Annotated in this window: 16 protein-coding genes and 1 pseudogene; 11 read left to right on the forward strand and 6 right to left on the reverse strand. The window is 67.9% G+C overall.

The window, feature by feature from the left end; translation table 11 throughout:
• Positions 1-72: 72 nt before the first annotated feature.
• Positions 73-1,053, reverse strand: coding sequence for an AAA family ATPase (locus CFB82_RS17005; protein WP_069249096.1), 981 nt, complete (start codon positions 1,051-1,053; stop codon positions 73-75).
• A gap of 229 nt (positions 1,054-1,282) precedes the next feature.
• Between CFB82_RS17005 and CFB82_RS17010 the strand changes: the two are divergent.
• The 11 genes and pseudogenes from CFB82_RS17010 to CFB82_RS17065 form a co-directional block, all read left to right on the forward strand.
• A pseudogene (locus tag CFB82_RS17010) lies at positions 1,283-1,747 on the forward strand (nitroreductase family protein); the annotation flags it as partial.
• A gap of 196 nt (positions 1,748-1,943) precedes the next feature.
• Positions 1,944-2,285: a nitroreductase family protein gene (locus CFB82_RS17020; protein ID WP_373558817.1), complete on the forward strand. Its 342-nt coding sequence runs from the start codon at positions 1,944-1,946 to the stop codon at positions 2,283-2,285.
• Positions 2,286-2,431: 146 nt separating this feature from the next.
• The gene (locus CFB82_RS17025; protein ID WP_089484663.1) at positions 2,432-2,920 is read left to right on the forward strand and encodes a hypothetical protein; all 489 of its coding nucleotides are present in this window, start codon (positions 2,432-2,434) and stop codon (positions 2,918-2,920) included.
• Positions 2,921-2,925: 5 nt separating this feature from the next.
• Complete coding sequence (locus CFB82_RS17030; protein WP_089484664.1) at positions 2,926-3,741, forward strand: endonuclease/exonuclease/phosphatase family protein; 816 nt, start codon at positions 2,926-2,928, stop codon at positions 3,739-3,741.
• Between the two features lie 119 nt (positions 3,742-3,860).
• Positions 3,861-4,508: a LysE family translocator gene (locus CFB82_RS17035; protein WP_089446608.1), complete on the forward strand. Its 648-nt coding sequence runs from the start codon at positions 3,861-3,863 to the stop codon at positions 4,506-4,508.
• A gap of 234 nt (positions 4,509-4,742) precedes the next feature.
• Entirely contained in the window at positions 4,743-5,513 is a 771-nt protein-coding gene (locus CFB82_RS17040; RefSeq protein ID WP_034179295.1) for a ferredoxin--NADP reductase, read from the forward strand.
• 416 nt (positions 5,514-5,929) lie between these two features.
• On the forward strand, positions 5,930-6,745 hold the full coding sequence (rqpS, locus tag CFB82_RS17045) for a quorum system sensor histidine kinase RqpS (protein ID WP_069249100.1): 816 nt from the start codon (positions 5,930-5,932) through the stop codon (positions 6,743-6,745).
• 7 nt (positions 6,746-6,752) lie between these two features.
• Entirely contained in the window at positions 6,753-7,409 is a 657-nt protein-coding gene (gene rqpR / locus CFB82_RS17050) for a response regulator transcription factor RqpR (RefSeq protein WP_039354771.1), read from the forward strand.
• A 217-nt stretch (positions 7,410-7,626) separates the two neighbouring features.
• Positions 7,627-9,033 carry an amino acid permease gene (locus CFB82_RS17055; protein WP_069249101.1) on the forward strand — a complete coding sequence of 469 codons (1,407 nt, stop codon included), beginning with the start codon at positions 7,627-7,629 and terminating at the stop codon, positions 9,031-9,033.
• Between the two features lie 541 nt (positions 9,034-9,574).
• Positions 9,575-10,078, forward strand: a complete 504-nt coding sequence (locus CFB82_RS17060) for a hypothetical protein (protein WP_069249102.1) — start codon at positions 9,575-9,577, stop codon at positions 10,076-10,078.
• 209 nt (positions 10,079-10,287) lie between these two features.
• Positions 10,288-11,313: an XdhC family protein gene (locus CFB82_RS17065; protein WP_039354764.1), complete on the forward strand. Its 1,026-nt coding sequence runs from the start codon at positions 10,288-10,290 to the stop codon at positions 11,311-11,313.
• A 109-nt stretch (positions 11,314-11,422) separates the two neighbouring features.
• Here the strand turns inward: CFB82_RS17065 and CFB82_RS17070 are convergent, their stop codons facing one another.
• From CFB82_RS17070 to fliS, 5 genes are all read right to left on the reverse strand, one after another.
• Positions 11,423-12,157: a PepSY-associated TM helix domain-containing protein gene (locus CFB82_RS17070; RefSeq protein WP_089484665.1), complete on the reverse strand. Its 735-nt coding sequence runs from the start codon at positions 12,155-12,157 to the stop codon at positions 11,423-11,425.
• 269 nt (positions 12,158-12,426) lie between these two features.
• Positions 12,427-12,744 (reverse strand): EscU/YscU/HrcU family type III secretion system export apparatus switch protein, encoded by a 318-nt coding sequence (locus CFB82_RS17075; RefSeq protein ID WP_069249104.1) that lies wholly within the window; start codon positions 12,742-12,744, stop codon positions 12,427-12,429.
• Entirely contained in the window at positions 12,741-14,108 is a 1,368-nt protein-coding gene (gene fliK, locus CFB82_RS17080) for a flagellar hook-length control protein FliK (RefSeq protein ID WP_069249105.1), read from the reverse strand. The genes CFB82_RS17075 and fliK overlap by 4 nt, the downstream gene beginning before the upstream one ends.
• 130 nt (positions 14,109-14,238) lie before the next feature.
• The gene (locus tag CFB82_RS17085; RefSeq protein WP_069249106.1) at positions 14,239-14,571 is read right to left on the reverse strand and encodes a flagellar protein FliT; all 333 of its coding nucleotides are present in this window, start codon (positions 14,569-14,571) and stop codon (positions 14,239-14,241) included.
• Positions 14,568-15,002 (reverse strand): flagellar export chaperone FliS, encoded by a 435-nt coding sequence (gene fliS, locus CFB82_RS17090; protein WP_069249107.1) that lies wholly within the window; start codon positions 15,000-15,002, stop codon positions 14,568-14,570. The genes CFB82_RS17085 and fliS overlap by 4 nt, the downstream gene beginning before the upstream one ends.
• Positions 15,003-15,140 lie beyond the last annotated feature (138 nt).

The following is a 15,140-nucleotide window of genomic DNA, read 5'->3' on the forward strand; positions in this document are numbered from 1 at the left end:
GCGTGACGCGCGACGCACGGCACGACGCGCGGCACGGCGCGGCACGCACGCCGCCGTGCGCGCGCCGCTCGTTCAGAAGCCGATCGGCCGGCGCTTCGCGGCGCCTTCGTCGGCCCGGATGTCGCGCGGCCCGATCGCGTCGCGCCCGTCGAGCCGCGCGGCGCCGAACGCGTGCAGCAGCGCGCGGCGCATCGTGCGCGGCGGAGTCGCGGCCAGCACGTCGAGCGCGTCGTCGCCGAGGGTGTCCGGGAAGCGCCGCCCCCATGCATGCGACGTGCGGATCTCGTCGTAGATCGTCTGCGCGATCCGGCGCGCGCCGGCTGCATCGGGCGGCTCGATCTCGTACACGTTCATCCGGTTGAGCAGCGGCTCCGGAATCGCGTGCGCCTCGTTCGCGGTCGCGATCCAGATCACGTTGCCCGCATCGATCGGCACTTCCGCGAATTCGTCGATGAATGCGCGCGCGGTGTCGTGCTCGAGCAACGCATACAGCGCGCCGAGCGGATCGTATTGCGCATCGCTGCCGGCCTTGTCGATCTCGTCGACCGCGATCACCGGGTTCGCGTAGCTGCCGTTCACCAGCGCATCGAACACCTTGCCGGGCTTCGCGTTCTTCCATTGCGACGACGCACCCGACAGGATCCAGCCGGCCGTCAGCGAACTCATCGGCACGTAGTGGTACGCGGTGCCGAGCAACTGCGCGAGCGCCTTCGCGAAATGCGTCTTGCCGATGCCCGGGGGCCCGAGCAGCAGGATCGGCATCAGTTCGAGCCGGTCCTCCGTTTCGAGGCACAGCGCGACCTGCTTGCGCACGTCTTCGAGCGGCTCGGCGAAATTGGGCAATGCCTCGCCGAGCGCGTCGAACGACGGCATCCGGTTCGGCTTCACGCAGAAGCGCAGATTGCCCGTCTTGAGCATCCTCTCGTAGGTGGCGCGCAATGCGTCGCTCGCGCTCTCGTTCAGGTCATTCAGCGCCGTCTCGACCTGCTCGAGGTCGTACACCGTGCTGAAGGATGCCACCGCCAGTTCCTGTTTCACCATCGCCGTCGTCATACCAACCTCGCTGCCGCTTGCCGTCACACGACCATCAGACCCTTACGATTTCAGTGTAGCGATCCCGCATTCGCGCGCAAGCAAGCAGCCACGCGCGTCTGCTGCTAACAGCCGCGCGCGCTGCACGCCGGCGCGCCGCGGCGTATGATCGTCGGTTCACCCACCCGCCGCACCGGCCCGGCCGACCGCGCCCGCGCGGCGCGTCGCCCCCCGCCTCGAAGGTATGCCGATGTCCGTCCCCACTGCTGTCCCGCGCGTCGATGCCGATGCGATCGACGCCGTCGACGCGGCGCTCACGTCACGCCGTGCGGTCCGCGCGTTCCTGCCGACGCCGGTGCCGCGCGACACGCTCGAGGCGATCCTCGAAGCCGCGAGCCGCGCGCCGTCAGGCACCAACATCCAGCCATGGCGCGTGTACGTCGCGACGGGCGCCACGCGCGATGCGCTCGCCGCCGCGCTGACCGCGGCGTACGACGATCCCGCGCGCGACGAGAAATACGTCGCCGAGTACGACTACTACCCGCGCGAATGGGTGTCGCCGTACATCGACCGGCGCCGCAAGGTCGGCTGGGACCTGTACGGCCTGTTGAACATCGGCCGCGACGAGAAGGCGCGCATGCATGCGCAGCACGCCCGCAACTTCCGTTTCTTCGATGCGCCGGTTGCGCTGTTCTTCACGCTCGACCGTGTGATGATTAGGCGCTGTTTGCCTGCGGAACGTGCATGCGAATGGCCTGAATCGGCTGCAGGGCAAGGAGTGAGGAGCGCCGTTTGGCCGCGCCAAACAAGCAACGATCGACGCCGCCATGCGGCCGATTTAGGCCATTCCCGTGGAATAAATTTTAAATTTGGGGTTGCCCCGAGAAGGGCCGCTCGCCGCGTTGTGCTCCTTGCGAATACGTCCAGTATTCGCGGCGTCGCACGCCTCGCGAGCGGCCCTTCTCGGGGCAACGCATGCACGTTCCGCAGGCAAACAGCCCCTAAGCGCCTGGCTCGACTGCGGGATGTTCCTGCAGGGCGTGATGACGGCCGCGCGCGCACGCGGGCTCGATACCTGCCCGCAGGCCGCGTTCGTGCCGTTCCACCGGATCGTCACCGAACACCTCGGCATTCCCGCCAACGAGCAACTGGTCTGCGGGATGTCGCTCGGCCATGCGGACCCCGACGCGATCGAGAACCGCCTCGTCACCGAGCGCGCGCCGGTCGCCGAGTTCACGCGCTTTTTCGCTTGAAAACGCATGACGCGGCCCTACCTTTCGAACAGGTACGCATCGTGCTCCGAACCTGCCGCGACGCGTCCTGTCACATCGCGATCGAAATCGATCGGGCGTAAGATGTGCGTCCGTTCCCCGCTATTGCGCGTTTCCGGAGACGTTTCATGCTGAAACACGGCCTGGCCGTCCTGCTCGCGAGCATCGCGCTCGCCGCCCATGCGCAGAGCCCCGCACCGGCCTCCGTCGCGTGGGAGATCCAGGTCGCACGCGACGGTCAGACTATCGACACGTTCCAGCAGCGCACCACTGTGGGTCAGACCCGTACCGATACCCATCGCTATCCGTCCGCCGTGCCGGTCGGCTGCGGCAATGCCGCGCGCGTCGTGCCGACCGAACGCTCGCGCTCGGTGACGGTCGCGCCGCTCACCGTCGACGTCGGCGCGAACACGGTGTCGCTCGCGCTCGACGTGCAGGAAACGATCGACGACGAAGGCGCGAAGCCGGCCGATCCGTGCGTGCCCGCGTCGCCGCGGCAAATCGTCGCGAGCCACCCCGGTCTGACGGTCGGCGCCGACGCGTGGACCGACTGGACGCTCGTCGAGCAACATCCGCACCTCGTGTACCGCGTGCGTGCGCACGTCGCGAAGGATTGAGCGTCATGTCCGCCGACGCCCTGTCCCTGCCGTTCGCCGAACCGCACGCCGCCCCCGACGAAATCACCGCCGTCAGCTGGAACCTGCACAAGGGCCGCTCGCCGCTCGGCTTCACCGCGTGGAACGCGATGCGCAACTGGATGCAGTCGACGCACGCCGACGTGTATTTCCTGCAGGAAGCGATGGCGCGCCGCATGCCGCGCCCCGTGCTCGCGCCCGGCTTCGGCGCACCGATGGACGACGCGGTCGACGACATCTGGCACTGCCAGGCCACCGAGATCGCGCATGCGCTCGACTGGCAGATCGCGCTCGGTCCGAACGTGTTCAAGCCGTCGTGGCGGCACGGCAATGCGATCCTGTCACCGCATCCGCTCGACCTCGGCGGCCGCTGGGACATCTCGGCGCACCGCTTCGAGCGGCGCGGCCTGCTGGTCGCGCGCGCGACGCTCGCGGGTTCGCGCCCGGTCACACTGCTGTGCGCGCACCTCGCGCTCACGCGTGCCGCGCGGCTGCGCCAGATGCACTGGATCGCGCACTGGATCGTGCGCAACGCTGGCGCCGGCCCGCTGATGCTCGCCGGCGACTTCAACGACTGGCGCAACGATTCGGTCGCGCTGTTCGGCGAGATCGGGTTGTCCGAGGTCGCGACGCTGCTCGGCGAATCGGGCCGCACGTTCCCCGCGTTCTCGCCGGCGCTCGCGCTTGACAAGATGTTCGTGCGCGGACTGACGCCGCTCGAATGGCGCGCGCCGTCCGGCGAGGCCGCGTGGCTGTCGGACCACCTGCCGTACATCGCGCGCCTGCGCCTCGAGCCGCAATAGGGCTCCCCACCTCGGCCCGATCTCAGCCGGATTGCGCGCCGCCAAAGCGCGGCCGCGCGGCGCGCGCTACATTAACGACTTGCCTATTCCGCTCCGCCCCGCCGCCGGGCCGCGCCGCCATGACCTACCTGCCGATCCTGCTGCAAATCGCCGTCGTCTATCTCGTCGCGGCGATCACGCCCGGCCCGAATTTCTTCATGATTTCGCAACTGTCGCTCGCGGGCCGCCGCAGCCTCGGTGCCGCGTCGGCGCTTGGCGTCGGCACCGCGTCGATCGCATGGGCGACGCTCGCGATGCTCGGCCTCGCCGCCGTGCTGCACCAGGTCGAATGGCTGTACGAGGCGATCCGGATCGGCGGCGCCGTGTACCTCGTGTATTTCGGCTTCAAGCTGCTGCGCGCGGGCGTGCGCCGCGATACGGCGCCGGCCGACGCGCCCGACGACCGCGCACCGCTGGCCGCGCCGCACGCGCGCGACTACCTGCGTGCGTATCGCAGCGGCCTGTTCACCTGCCTGACGAACCCGAAATCGTGCGCGTTCTGGACCAGCGTGTTCGCGGCGATGCTACCCGCGCACGTGCCGCTGTGGTTCAACGGCGCGGTGCTGGTGACGATCGGCGTGCTGTCGGCCGGCTGGTATTCGTGCGTCGCGTACCTGTTCGCGAGCCCGCGCGCGCAGCGCGGCTACCGGCGCGTGCGGCGCCCGCTCGACGCGCTGTGCGGCGTGGCGCTCGTCGGCCTCGGCGCGAAACTCGCGGCCGAGCGCTGAAAAACCGAAAGGCAATTGAAATAATTCGTTGCGCCAAATCCGCGCGGCCACGGGGGTCAAGCCCGCGAACGGCGTCAACAGGGTAAAATAACGAGTTCCTCAATCGTCTGTCATCGAGAAGGCGCGTGTCCGACGCGCCGGCCGGCCGATCCGTGATCGGGCCGTCGCACTCGGTTTTTTGCCCGTTTTTGGGCCCGTTACTCGCGTTCGCTACGCGCGTCCGTTTTCAAAGCCATGAGCAAATACGACACCGCCACCGTCCAATCCGTCCATCACTGGACCGACACGCTGTTCAGCTTCACCTGCACCCGTGAGGCGAGCCTGCGCTTCAACAACGGCGAATTCACGATGGTCGGCCTCGAGGTCGACGGCAAGCCGCTCGCGCGCGCCTACTCGATCGTCAGCCCGAACTATGAAGAGCATCTCGAATTCTTCAGCATCAAGGTGCAGAACGGCCCGCTGACGTCGCGCCTGCAGCACCTGAAGGTGGGCGACACGGTGCTGATCGGCAAGAAGCCGACGGGCACGCTGGTCGCCGACAACCTGCTGCCGGGCAAGACGCTGTGGATGCTGTCGACGGGTACGGGCCTCGCGCCGTTCATGTCGATCATCCGCGACCCGGACATCTACGACCGCTTCGACAAGGTGATCCTGACGCACACGTGCCGCCTGAAGGGTGAGCTCGCGTACATGGACTACATCAAGCACGACCTGCCGGGCCACGAGTACCTGGGCGACATCATCAAGGAAAAGCTCGTCTACTACCCGACGGTCACACGCGAAGCGTTCGACAACGAAGGCCGGATCACCGACCTGATCGCAACGGGCAAGCTGTTCACCGATCTCGACGTCCCGCCGTTCTCGCCGGAAAACGACCGCGTGATGCTGTGCGGCAGCACCGCGATGCTGAAGGACACGACCGACCTGCTGAAACAGGCCGGCCTCGTCGAAGGCAAGAACAGCGCACCGGGCCACTATGTGATCGAGCGCGCGTTCGTGGACTGATCGATCCCCAAATTTTGCGCATCATCAAGAACCGGAGCAAAAGCTCCGGTTTTTTTTCGTCCCTACTTGGCGAATTCGTAACAAATTGGGATCATCTCATCTCAAATAGTTACATTTGGATACGTCATCGTCCGGTGCTCGGGTGTCAGTGTTTTTCCTACAACACCTTCATCCCGATTATTCACATTTACCCTTAAATGTCCGCCCGACATGACCTTTTCAGAAATTTTGAGATATTATTCGCCGCGCGCGGTTGCCGTTCGGATGAGAGTGGAAGGGTCGGATGCAAGTGTTACAAGACGTAACTTTTGTTACCTCGGCAGGGGGCGATTCTCTGGCGGCGACCGTCATCGAAACGGCAGCCGATCCACGCAGCCAGCCGGTGTCTGAACCGCTTTCTGACAGCAGGGAGAGTCATGGATACGTCGCTTAACGCGCCTTTGGGCGCCCACGCCCCGTTCCCGTCGCAACAGCGCGTGCCGGGCTGCGTCGCGACTCCGCCCATTGCCGACGCCGCGTCGAAACGTGGCGCCTCCGCCGCGCGGATCGCAGCGCTGTCCGCCCAGTTGCTCGCCGCCGACGAAGCGGCCCGCCGCCATCTGGCCGGCGAACTGCACGACGGGCTCGGCGCCGAACTCACCGCTGCGCGATTCGCGCTCGCAAACGTTCAAACGTGGCTGCCGGCCGATGCGCCGGAGGGTTGCCTGCGTGCGCTGGAACTGGCGCAGCAGGCGCTCGACGCCGCGACCGACGCGAATCGCCGGCTGATCGACGAGCGCGACACGCCGGCGCTCGACGCGGGCCTGGTCGGCGCGTTGTCGTCGTGGGCCGACACCCATGCGGCCCGCACCGGCCTGCGCACCAGCTTCGTCTGTGCGGCCGATGCGCGCCTGACGCAGATCGCCGGGGCCAGCGCGCTCGCGGTGTTCCGCGTCGCGCAGGAAGCGTTGTCGAACGTCGCGAAGCACGCACGCGCGACGTCGGTCGACGTGCGGATCGCCACCGACGGCACGCACCTGTCACTGATTGTCTCCGACGATGGCACCGGTTTCCCCCGGCGCCGCCGCACCGGCTATGGTCTCGCCGGCATGCGCGCCCGCTGCGAGGCGTTCGGCGGCAGCTTCGAGACGGCCACGCCGGCAACCGGCCACGGCACGCGCGTCACCGCGCGCTTCGCTTGGGATTCGCTGCTCGCGGTGCCCGTCGCGGCCCGCCGCGCGTCGCTTTCGTGAGGACGTCATGAGCCTGAACATCCTGCTCGTGGACGATCATGCGATCGTCCGGCAAGGGATCCGCCAGTTGCTGATCGATCGTGGCGTCGCGCGCGACGTCACCGAGGCCGAAACCGGCGGCGACGCGATGGCCGCCGTCGACAAACAGGAATTCGACGTGATCCTGCTCGACATCTCGTTGCCGGACACGAACGGCATCGAGGTGCTCAAGCGCCTCAAGCGCAAGCTGCCGCGCACGCCGGTGCTGATGTTCTCGATGTACCGCGAGGATCAGTACGCGGTGCGCGCGCTGAAGGCCGGCGCGGCCGGCTACCTGTCGAAGACGGTCAACGCCGCGCAGATGATCGGCGCGATCCAGCAGGTCGCGGCCGGCCGCAAGTACGTGAGCCCCGCGATGGCCGAGGCGCTCGCCGAATACGTGTCGTTCGAGAACGAACCGCTGCCGCACGAGAAGCTGTCCGACCGCGAATACCAGACACTCTGCATGCTCGCGTCGGGCAAGCGGCTCACCGACATCGCGAACACGCTGTCGCTGTCCGTGAAGACGGTGAGCGTGTACCGGTCGCGGCTGCTCGAGAAGATGCGGCTGTCGAACAACGCGGAACTCACGTTCTACGTGATGAGCAACCGGCTCGTCGACATGGCGCCCACGGCCGGCGCCTGATTTCCCCGGCTCACCCGATTCGTCCGGGCCAGCGACGCGGCACATGCCGCGCCGCCGCCCGCTGTCGCCTGCCTGAAGCGCAAGCGCTTGTTTTATCGGACGATTTTGTGACGAACCGCTGCGCCGCAGCGGGTCTTGCACGCCAAATCGGCTAAAATTGCGGGTTTTCACTCAGTCAGCGCTACCGCGCCCCGCGCGCGCTGGCGATTCATCCGCAATGTCTCTCTTCCGCAAGAAAAACGTCGATCGCATGATCGCCGGCGCGCATGCCGCCGGGCTCAAGAAAGCGCTCGGCGCGATCGACCTCACCTTCCTCGGCATCGGCGCGATCATCGGCACCGGCATCTTCGTGCTGACCGGTACCGGCGCCGTGCAGGCCGGCCCCGCCCTGATGCTGTCGTTCGTGATCGCCGCGATCGCGTGCGGCCTCGCCGCACTGTCGTACGCGGAGTTCGCGTCGACGATCCCCGTCGCCGGCTCGATCTACACGTATTCGTACGCCACCCTCGGCGAGCTCGTCGCGTGGATCATCGGCTGGGACCTGATGCTCGAATACGGCCTCGCGTCGTCGGCCGTATCGGTCGGCTGGTCGGGCTACCTGCAGTCGCTGCTGCAGGGCTTCGGACTCACGCTGCCCACCGTGCTGACGGCCGCGCCCGGTGCGGTGCCGGGCGTCGTCACGTGGTTCAACCTGCCCGCGTTCCTGGTGATGATCGTGATCACGACGCTGCTGTCGATCGGCATCCGCGAGTCGACCCGCATCAACAACATCATGGTGTTCATCAAAGTGTCGGTCGTGCTGCTCGTGATCGCGGTCGGCGTGTTCCACGTGACGCCCGCGAACTGGAAGCCGTTCATGCCGCACGGCTGGAACGGCGTGTTCGGCGCGGCGGCCGTGATGTTCTTCGCGTTCATCGGCTTCGACGCGGTGTCGTCGGCGGCCGAGGAAGTGAAGAACCCGAAGCGCGACCTGCCGATCGGCATCATCGCGTCGCTCGCGGTGTGCGCGGTGCTGTACGTGACGGTCGCCGCGGTCGCGACCGGCATCGTGCCGTCGGCCCAGTACGCGAACATCTCGCACCCGATCTCGTACGCGCTGCAGAAGGCCGGTGAAACGTGGGTGGCGGGCTTCATCGATCTAGGCGCCGTGCTCGGCATGCTGACCGTGATCCTCGTGATGAGCTACGGCCAGACGCGCGTGATCTTCGCGATGTCGCGCGACGGGCTGCTGCCGGCAGCGCTGTCGCGCGTGCACCCGCGCTACGCGACGCCGTTCCTGACGACCTGGCTCGTCGGCCTGTTCTTCGGGCTGATCGCCGCGCTCGTGCCGCTCAACGTGCTCGCCGAGCTGATCAACATCGGCACGCTCGCCGCGTTTTCGATGGTGTCGATCGCCGTGCTCGTGCTGCGCCGCACGCACCCCGACCTGCCGCGTGCGTTCCGCTGCCCCGGCGTGCCGGTGGTGCCGATCCTCGCGGTCGCGTCGTGCCTGTTCCTGATGCTGAACCTGCAGCCCATCACGTGGGCCGCGTTCGGCATCTGGCTCGCGATCGGCCTCGTGATCTACTTCCTGTACTCGCGCCACCACTCGAAGCTCGCGCACGGTCACCACGACGCGCACTGAGCGCCGCCGTGCCGCTCGCGGCACGGTACGCCCCCGCGGGGCCGGACGCCGGCCCCGCCCCCTCCCCGCCCTGCCTCCACCCGTCCCGCCGCCACGTTGCCTTTCCTGCAACGATCCGCGCGTCAATTCCGGTTCCCATTGGTCATTTTCCGAATGCCGATATATTCGGTTCGGATCGACATATTTATCGATTAAAAGTGTAATTAGATTGAATTGAATATGAATAGAAGAAAATAATCAGGCCGCCGACATTGAACTCTTGCATTCGCCAACCTAGTATTTAGGTCGGCCGGTCTTACACCCGTCCCGCCTAGACTAGACGGGGCACGAGCCGCAGCAGGAGCGCGGCGGGATGCGATCGATTTCCTCGAAGCGCCTTTTTATAAGCACAACTTCATCGCGCATTCAAAAACGAATTTTCAGCATATTTTTAATTAAAAAATTCACGGCCTGATAATCCGGTCGACGGTATTTTATTGCCTCCGTCCGGAGGCATGTGCTGTACCTGTCCGAAGTTCAACAAGAACCAGAGAGGTCTGTCATGAGCAATACATTGGTCAACGTCACGGCGAAGGTCGAAATCAGCGCGGCCAACCAGACGATCGCGGGGCTCAAGGATTACCAAAGCAAGAACTGGGCGATCGGGCTGAACGGGGATACGCTCGCGCCGGACGGTTTCCTGACGTTCTTCACCGAGCGCAACCTGCCGTTCAGCTACTACGTCCGCGCGCGCGGTGTCTCGGTCGGCGAACCGAGCGCCTACCAGGCGAACATCGAGACGCTGACGCAGCACATCGCCGCGATTCGCGCGTCGGAGACGAACCAGGTCCAGGCGACCATCCGCGAGCTCGAGTTGTACAAGTCGCGGAACTGGGCGATCGGCCTGAACGGCACGACGCTGCAACCGGACAATTTCCTGCCGTTCTTCGGCACCCGCTCCGTGCCGTTCGAGTACTACGTGCGCAGCGGCGGCGTCGAACTCGGCTCGCCGAGCGCGTATGACAACAACATCCGCAACCTGACGCAGTACCTGGGCTCGCTCTGACGGAGCGACCCGCCGGGCGGATGCGTCCGCCCGGCAACCTGCCGGCGGCCCGCCTCCGGCCGCCCTGCCCGCCTTCCTCGCTGCTGCGCTTCTCCCTTCCCGTTTTGCGCGTTCCGTCGTTGCCTGCACGCTTGCCGCGGCCGGTTCATAATCGCGCCATCGAACGGCGGCCCGCATCGGCGGTGTCGCCCGGCAACAGGAAGAAGATGATGGAAAGCGTCGATCTCGATGTATTGAAATCCAGCGCGCGCTGGCTCGAAGAAGGGCGCCGCGTGCTGCTCGTGACGGTCGTGAAGACGTGGGGCTCGTCGCCCCGCCCCGAAGGCGCGATGCTCGCGGTGCGCGAGGACGGGCTCGTGGTCGGCTCCGTGTCCGGCGGGTGTATCGAGGACGACCTGATCGCCCGTGTGCACGCAAGCGGGATCGCGGCCGATGCACGCCCGGAAGCGCTCAAGTACGGCGTGACGGCCGAGGAAGCGCACCGCTTCGGGCTGCCGTGCGGCGGCACGATCCAGCTCGTGCTCGAGCCGCTCACGCGCGACAGCGGGATCGCCGCGCTGTGCGCGGAAGTCGAGGCCGGCCGCCTCGTCACGCGCACGATGACGCTCGCGACCGGCCGCGCATCGTTGTCGCCCGCGCAGGCGGCCGACGGGCTCGCGTTCGACGGCGAGCGGCTCGTGACGATCCACGGGCCGCGCTACCGGATGCTCGTGATCGGCGCCGGCCAGTTGTCGCGCTATCTGTGCCAGATCGCGGTCGGGCTCGACTACCAGGTGACGGTGTGCGATCCGCGCGAGGAATACACGGATGCGTGGGACGTGCCGGGTACGCGCGTCGTGCACACGATGCCCGACGATACGGTGCTCGACATGAACCTCGATGCGCGTTCGGCGGTGATCGCGCTCACGCACGACCCGAAGCTCGACGATCTCGCGCTGATGGAGGCGCTGAAGACGCCCGCGTTCTACGTCGGCGCGCTCGGCTCGCGGCGCAACAATGCGGCACGGCGCGAGCGGCTGCGCGAATTCGACCTGAACGAAGCGGAACTGGCCCGGCTGCACGGGCCGGCCGGCATCTATATCGGCAGCCGGACGCCGCCGGAAATCGCGATCTCGATCCTCGCCGAGATCACCGCCGCGAAGAACAACGTGTCGCTACCGACGATCCTGCAGGTCGAGGGCGCGAAGGCCGCGCGCGAGATCGCCGCGAACAGCGGCGCGGCCTGCGGGCTCTGATCGCCGCGACTCCGACGCGCAGTCGCGCCGAGTACGCGTCCGCGACCGGCGAAGCGGACGAAACCGACGAAAGCGCCCACGCCGGCGCCAGGCCGGCGCGGGCCGCCGATCAGGTCAGGCCGGCGGCCAGCGCCGCGGCGACCGAACCGACCACCAGCACCACGCCGACCGTGCGGTGCTTGTTCAGCTCGGTCCACAGCAGCACGCCGGTCAGCGACAGCAGGATCAGCGAGCCCGCGATCGTGTCCATCAGCAGCACCCAGCCGAGATTCATCCCGACGCCGCGATGCAGGTTGTTCAGCGTCGTCAGGAACGTGTTGCCCGTGCGTTTCACCGCGACGTAGCCGTTGCCGACCCAGTATTCGGCCTGCAGGTTCTGGTGCGGGCCGAACAGGCCCATCTGCCAGTGCTCCGGCTGCATCACGCGCTTGTCGCCCCATGCGACGGGCTGCGCCGGCTCCTTGCGCATGCGGCCCGGCTTGCCGTCGAAATGCAGTTCGTGCTGCAGCCACTTCGTCATCGCGGCGGGCGTCTTCGGCGCCGGGTCCGGCAGTGCGATCTGCATCTCCTCGACCTGCGGCTCGCCGGTCGAAATCTTCAGCGGCGGCGCGCGGTGGTTGAGCAGCACGCCCGTCACGCCGAACAGCAACCCGAGCACCGCGCCCCACAGCCCAACCCAGCCATGCACCTTGCGCAGCCACTTGATGAAGGTCGCGCGGCGCGAACGCTGGCGGCGTGCGGCCCGTTCGTCGTCGCTCAGCGGGCGGGCCGCCGGGTGCAGCACGGTGACGCCCGCGCGGGAAGCCCCCGTCCGGGGCGGATTGATCGTTTCGGGCGCGTTCACGCGAGAGGTTCCATTCGTTCAAAACAACGGGCGACGCGCAAAGCGTGCGCGCCGCCCGGGCAGCATGAAAATGAGAATGGATATCATTACACAAATCTATTACAGGCTCAATCCGCCCGGGTACGCCGCGGCGAGCCCGTCGAGCGAGGAAATTCGGGCGAAGCACGACCGTTGCAGCACGATGCCGATCGATAGGCGAAAAATACCGACAGAATGACCTTGCAAGATCAAGGCGGCATTTCGTAAGAAATCGCGCGGCGCAGCGCCGTTCAGCGCAGCGGCGGCAGCGGAAAGCGCGATGCGGCGGCGTCCGGCGCGGGGTCGGTACGGTCGAGCGAGTACAGCCACGCGAGCAGATCCGCGACCGCCTGGTAGAGCTGCGGCGGAATCCGGTCGTCGAGATCGACCTGCATCAGCAGCGACACCATCTCCGGCGCCGTATGTACGTACAGCCCGGCGTCATGCGCGCGCGCGACGATCATCTCGGCGAGCGCGCCGTAGCCCTTCGCGACCACGCGCGGCGCGGCATCGCCGCCCTTCGGATCGTAGACGAGCGCGGCCGCGCGCTTGCGGGACGTCATGCTCATGCCAGCGCCTCGTCGTCGCTATCCGGCGCGCGCGTCGCCGGGCCGCTGGCCGAGGCCGACGCCGAACCGCGCGCATACGCGGCGGCCGCCGCCTGGGCCGCAAACAGGTCGAAGCCGTCCGGGCCGTCGTCGACCGCGCGGATCGACAGCCCGCCCACCTTGAGCCCCGACACTTCGAGCCGCTGCCGCAGCGCCGCCTCGTGCCGCGTGAGGCGGTCGGCACCCGTCTGGTTCGCACGCAACCGCGCGACGAGCTGCGTGCCGTTCAGCACCAGCTCCGCGTCGACCGTGCCGAGCGACGGCAACGTCAGTGTGAGGCGCGTGCGCCAGGCCATGCCGTCGCCCGTGTCGCCGTCACCGCGCGACGCACGGTTGCCCGGATCGTCGGGCTCGATCGTCCAGTCGAGCCGCGCGCCGGGCCACGCCTCGCCCGCCCAGCGGAACTGGTCGGTCGCGAGCGCGTCGAGCTGCTGCCTGACGAGCGGCACGGTGGCCGGATGCACGGTCGCGAGCGTCTGCGCCGGCGAATCGGACGACGCAGTGGCCAGCTCGGCCCGCGCGGGCGTCCAGCGCGCATCGGGCCGATCGCCGAGCAGATCGGCCGTATCGTGCGGCAACGACGCCCCTTGCCGCGCGCCTGCCGGCAAGGCCTGTGCGGGGTCCCGAGCCGGCGCACCGCCCTGGGCCGGCGTGCCCGGCGGCACGGTTGCGCGCGCGGTCGCAGCCATTGGCGGACGCGGCTCGAGCAGTTCGTCGAGCAGGTCGGTCGAGCCGTGCCGTGCGGCATCCGGATCGGCCGGTGCGAGCGCGGTCGCGAGGCGCGCCTGCGGCTCGCGCATCAGCGCCGCGAGCGGACGCTGGCCGGCCAGCCACTGCGCGAGGTGAGATTCGTAGAAAAGGCCGCTTTCGCTCACGGCCTGCGCGAGCGCCGCGCGCAGCGCCGCGACGGGCAACGTCGCCGCCGCTTCGCGTGTTGCCGCAGCCGACGACGCAGCCGCTGAAGCGGGCGTGGACGACGCTGCCGGATCGGCGGCGGCCGGCGCGCGGGCCGGCGCAGCCGTGTCGGTCAACAACACGGTGGGATCGGCCAGCAGCGGTGCGCGCCCGGCGATGGCCGGCGTCGCGTCGCCGCCGGCGCGCGAGATCGCGTCGAGCACGCGCCCGACATCGGACAGTGCAGTCTGGGTGGAAGCAGGCGGTGCGGCAGGCGGAGTGCCGGCCGACGGCGTGGACGACGCGCCGGTGCCCGGCGTGCCGACCTGCGAGGTCACGCCGCCGCCGGCGGGCGCCGACGCGGTGCCGGTCAGCAAGCTGTCGAGGCGGCTCGCCAGCAGCGCGGCCGCAACGGAGTCGATACCGGTCATGATCGGAGCCTGCTCATCTCAGCCACATCGTTGCGAATCCGGGCACGGCACGCCGGTGCCGTCCGCGGGAACTGCGCGCCTGCCGCAACGGGCTCGTGCGCCCCCGCGCCCGTTTCCCCGGAAACGGGCCCTACCCGCGCGCGCGGTAGAGATCGGTCAATACCTGGGTCGAGCGCCGCGCCTCGAACAGCGCGGACAGCCGCGCGAGGTCCGGGCTCGCGAGATCGCGAATCGCGGCGTCGTCGGCCAGGATGCGGCGGATCAGGTCGAGCTTGCGGCCGAGATCCGATTCGTCGAGCACGACGCCCGGATCGGCTTCCTTCAGCCCGTCGACCAGTTGCATGAATTCGGCCTGCAACTCCGGCAACGCGCTCCAGTCGGCGCTGCGGGCAGCGCCCAGCATCCGGCCCGACACGGCGGCGAGCGCCTCGTAACGTTCGAAGTATTCGGCCTTGCGATTCATCTCGATGCTTCCACTGCCTGTTGCGCGGCCATCCGCGCGACTTCCGGGGCGATCCCCGTCCATGCTTCCTCGAGCGTCGCGAGCAGCCTGTCGACCTCGACCAGCATCGCGTCGCTCGCCTGCGCATTGGCTTCGAGCAGACGCCGGCCGATATACGCATACAGCGCATCCAGCCGCTCCGCGATCTCGCCGCCCGCATCGAGGTTCAGCGACGCCTTCAGCCCGCTGTCGACGATCCGGATCGCCTTACTGATCGCTTCGCCGCGCGCGGACACATTGCCTTGCTGCAAATGCATGCGCGCCAGCGCAACCGCCTGCCGCGCGCCCTGGTACAGCATCGCGATCAACCGGTGCGGGGAAGCGCCCATCACCCCGGTCTCGACGCCGACACGCGCGTATGCACTGGCTCCAGCGTGTCCTGGGGAAAACATGCGCTTCTCCTTGTTGTGCCTTGGCTATACGGGAACCGCCGCCGTGCATCGCACGACGCGGCCTTCACCGGAGTTATCGGAAGGGATTGGGAAAGCTTTAGGCAAGCGGCGCGTGCCGCCTGGCGCAGCCAGGCCGGC

Source organism: Burkholderia sp. HI2714, assembly GCF_002223085.1.
GTDB classification, from domain to species: Bacteria; Pseudomonadota; Gammaproteobacteria; order Burkholderiales; family Burkholderiaceae; genus Burkholderia; species Burkholderia lata_D.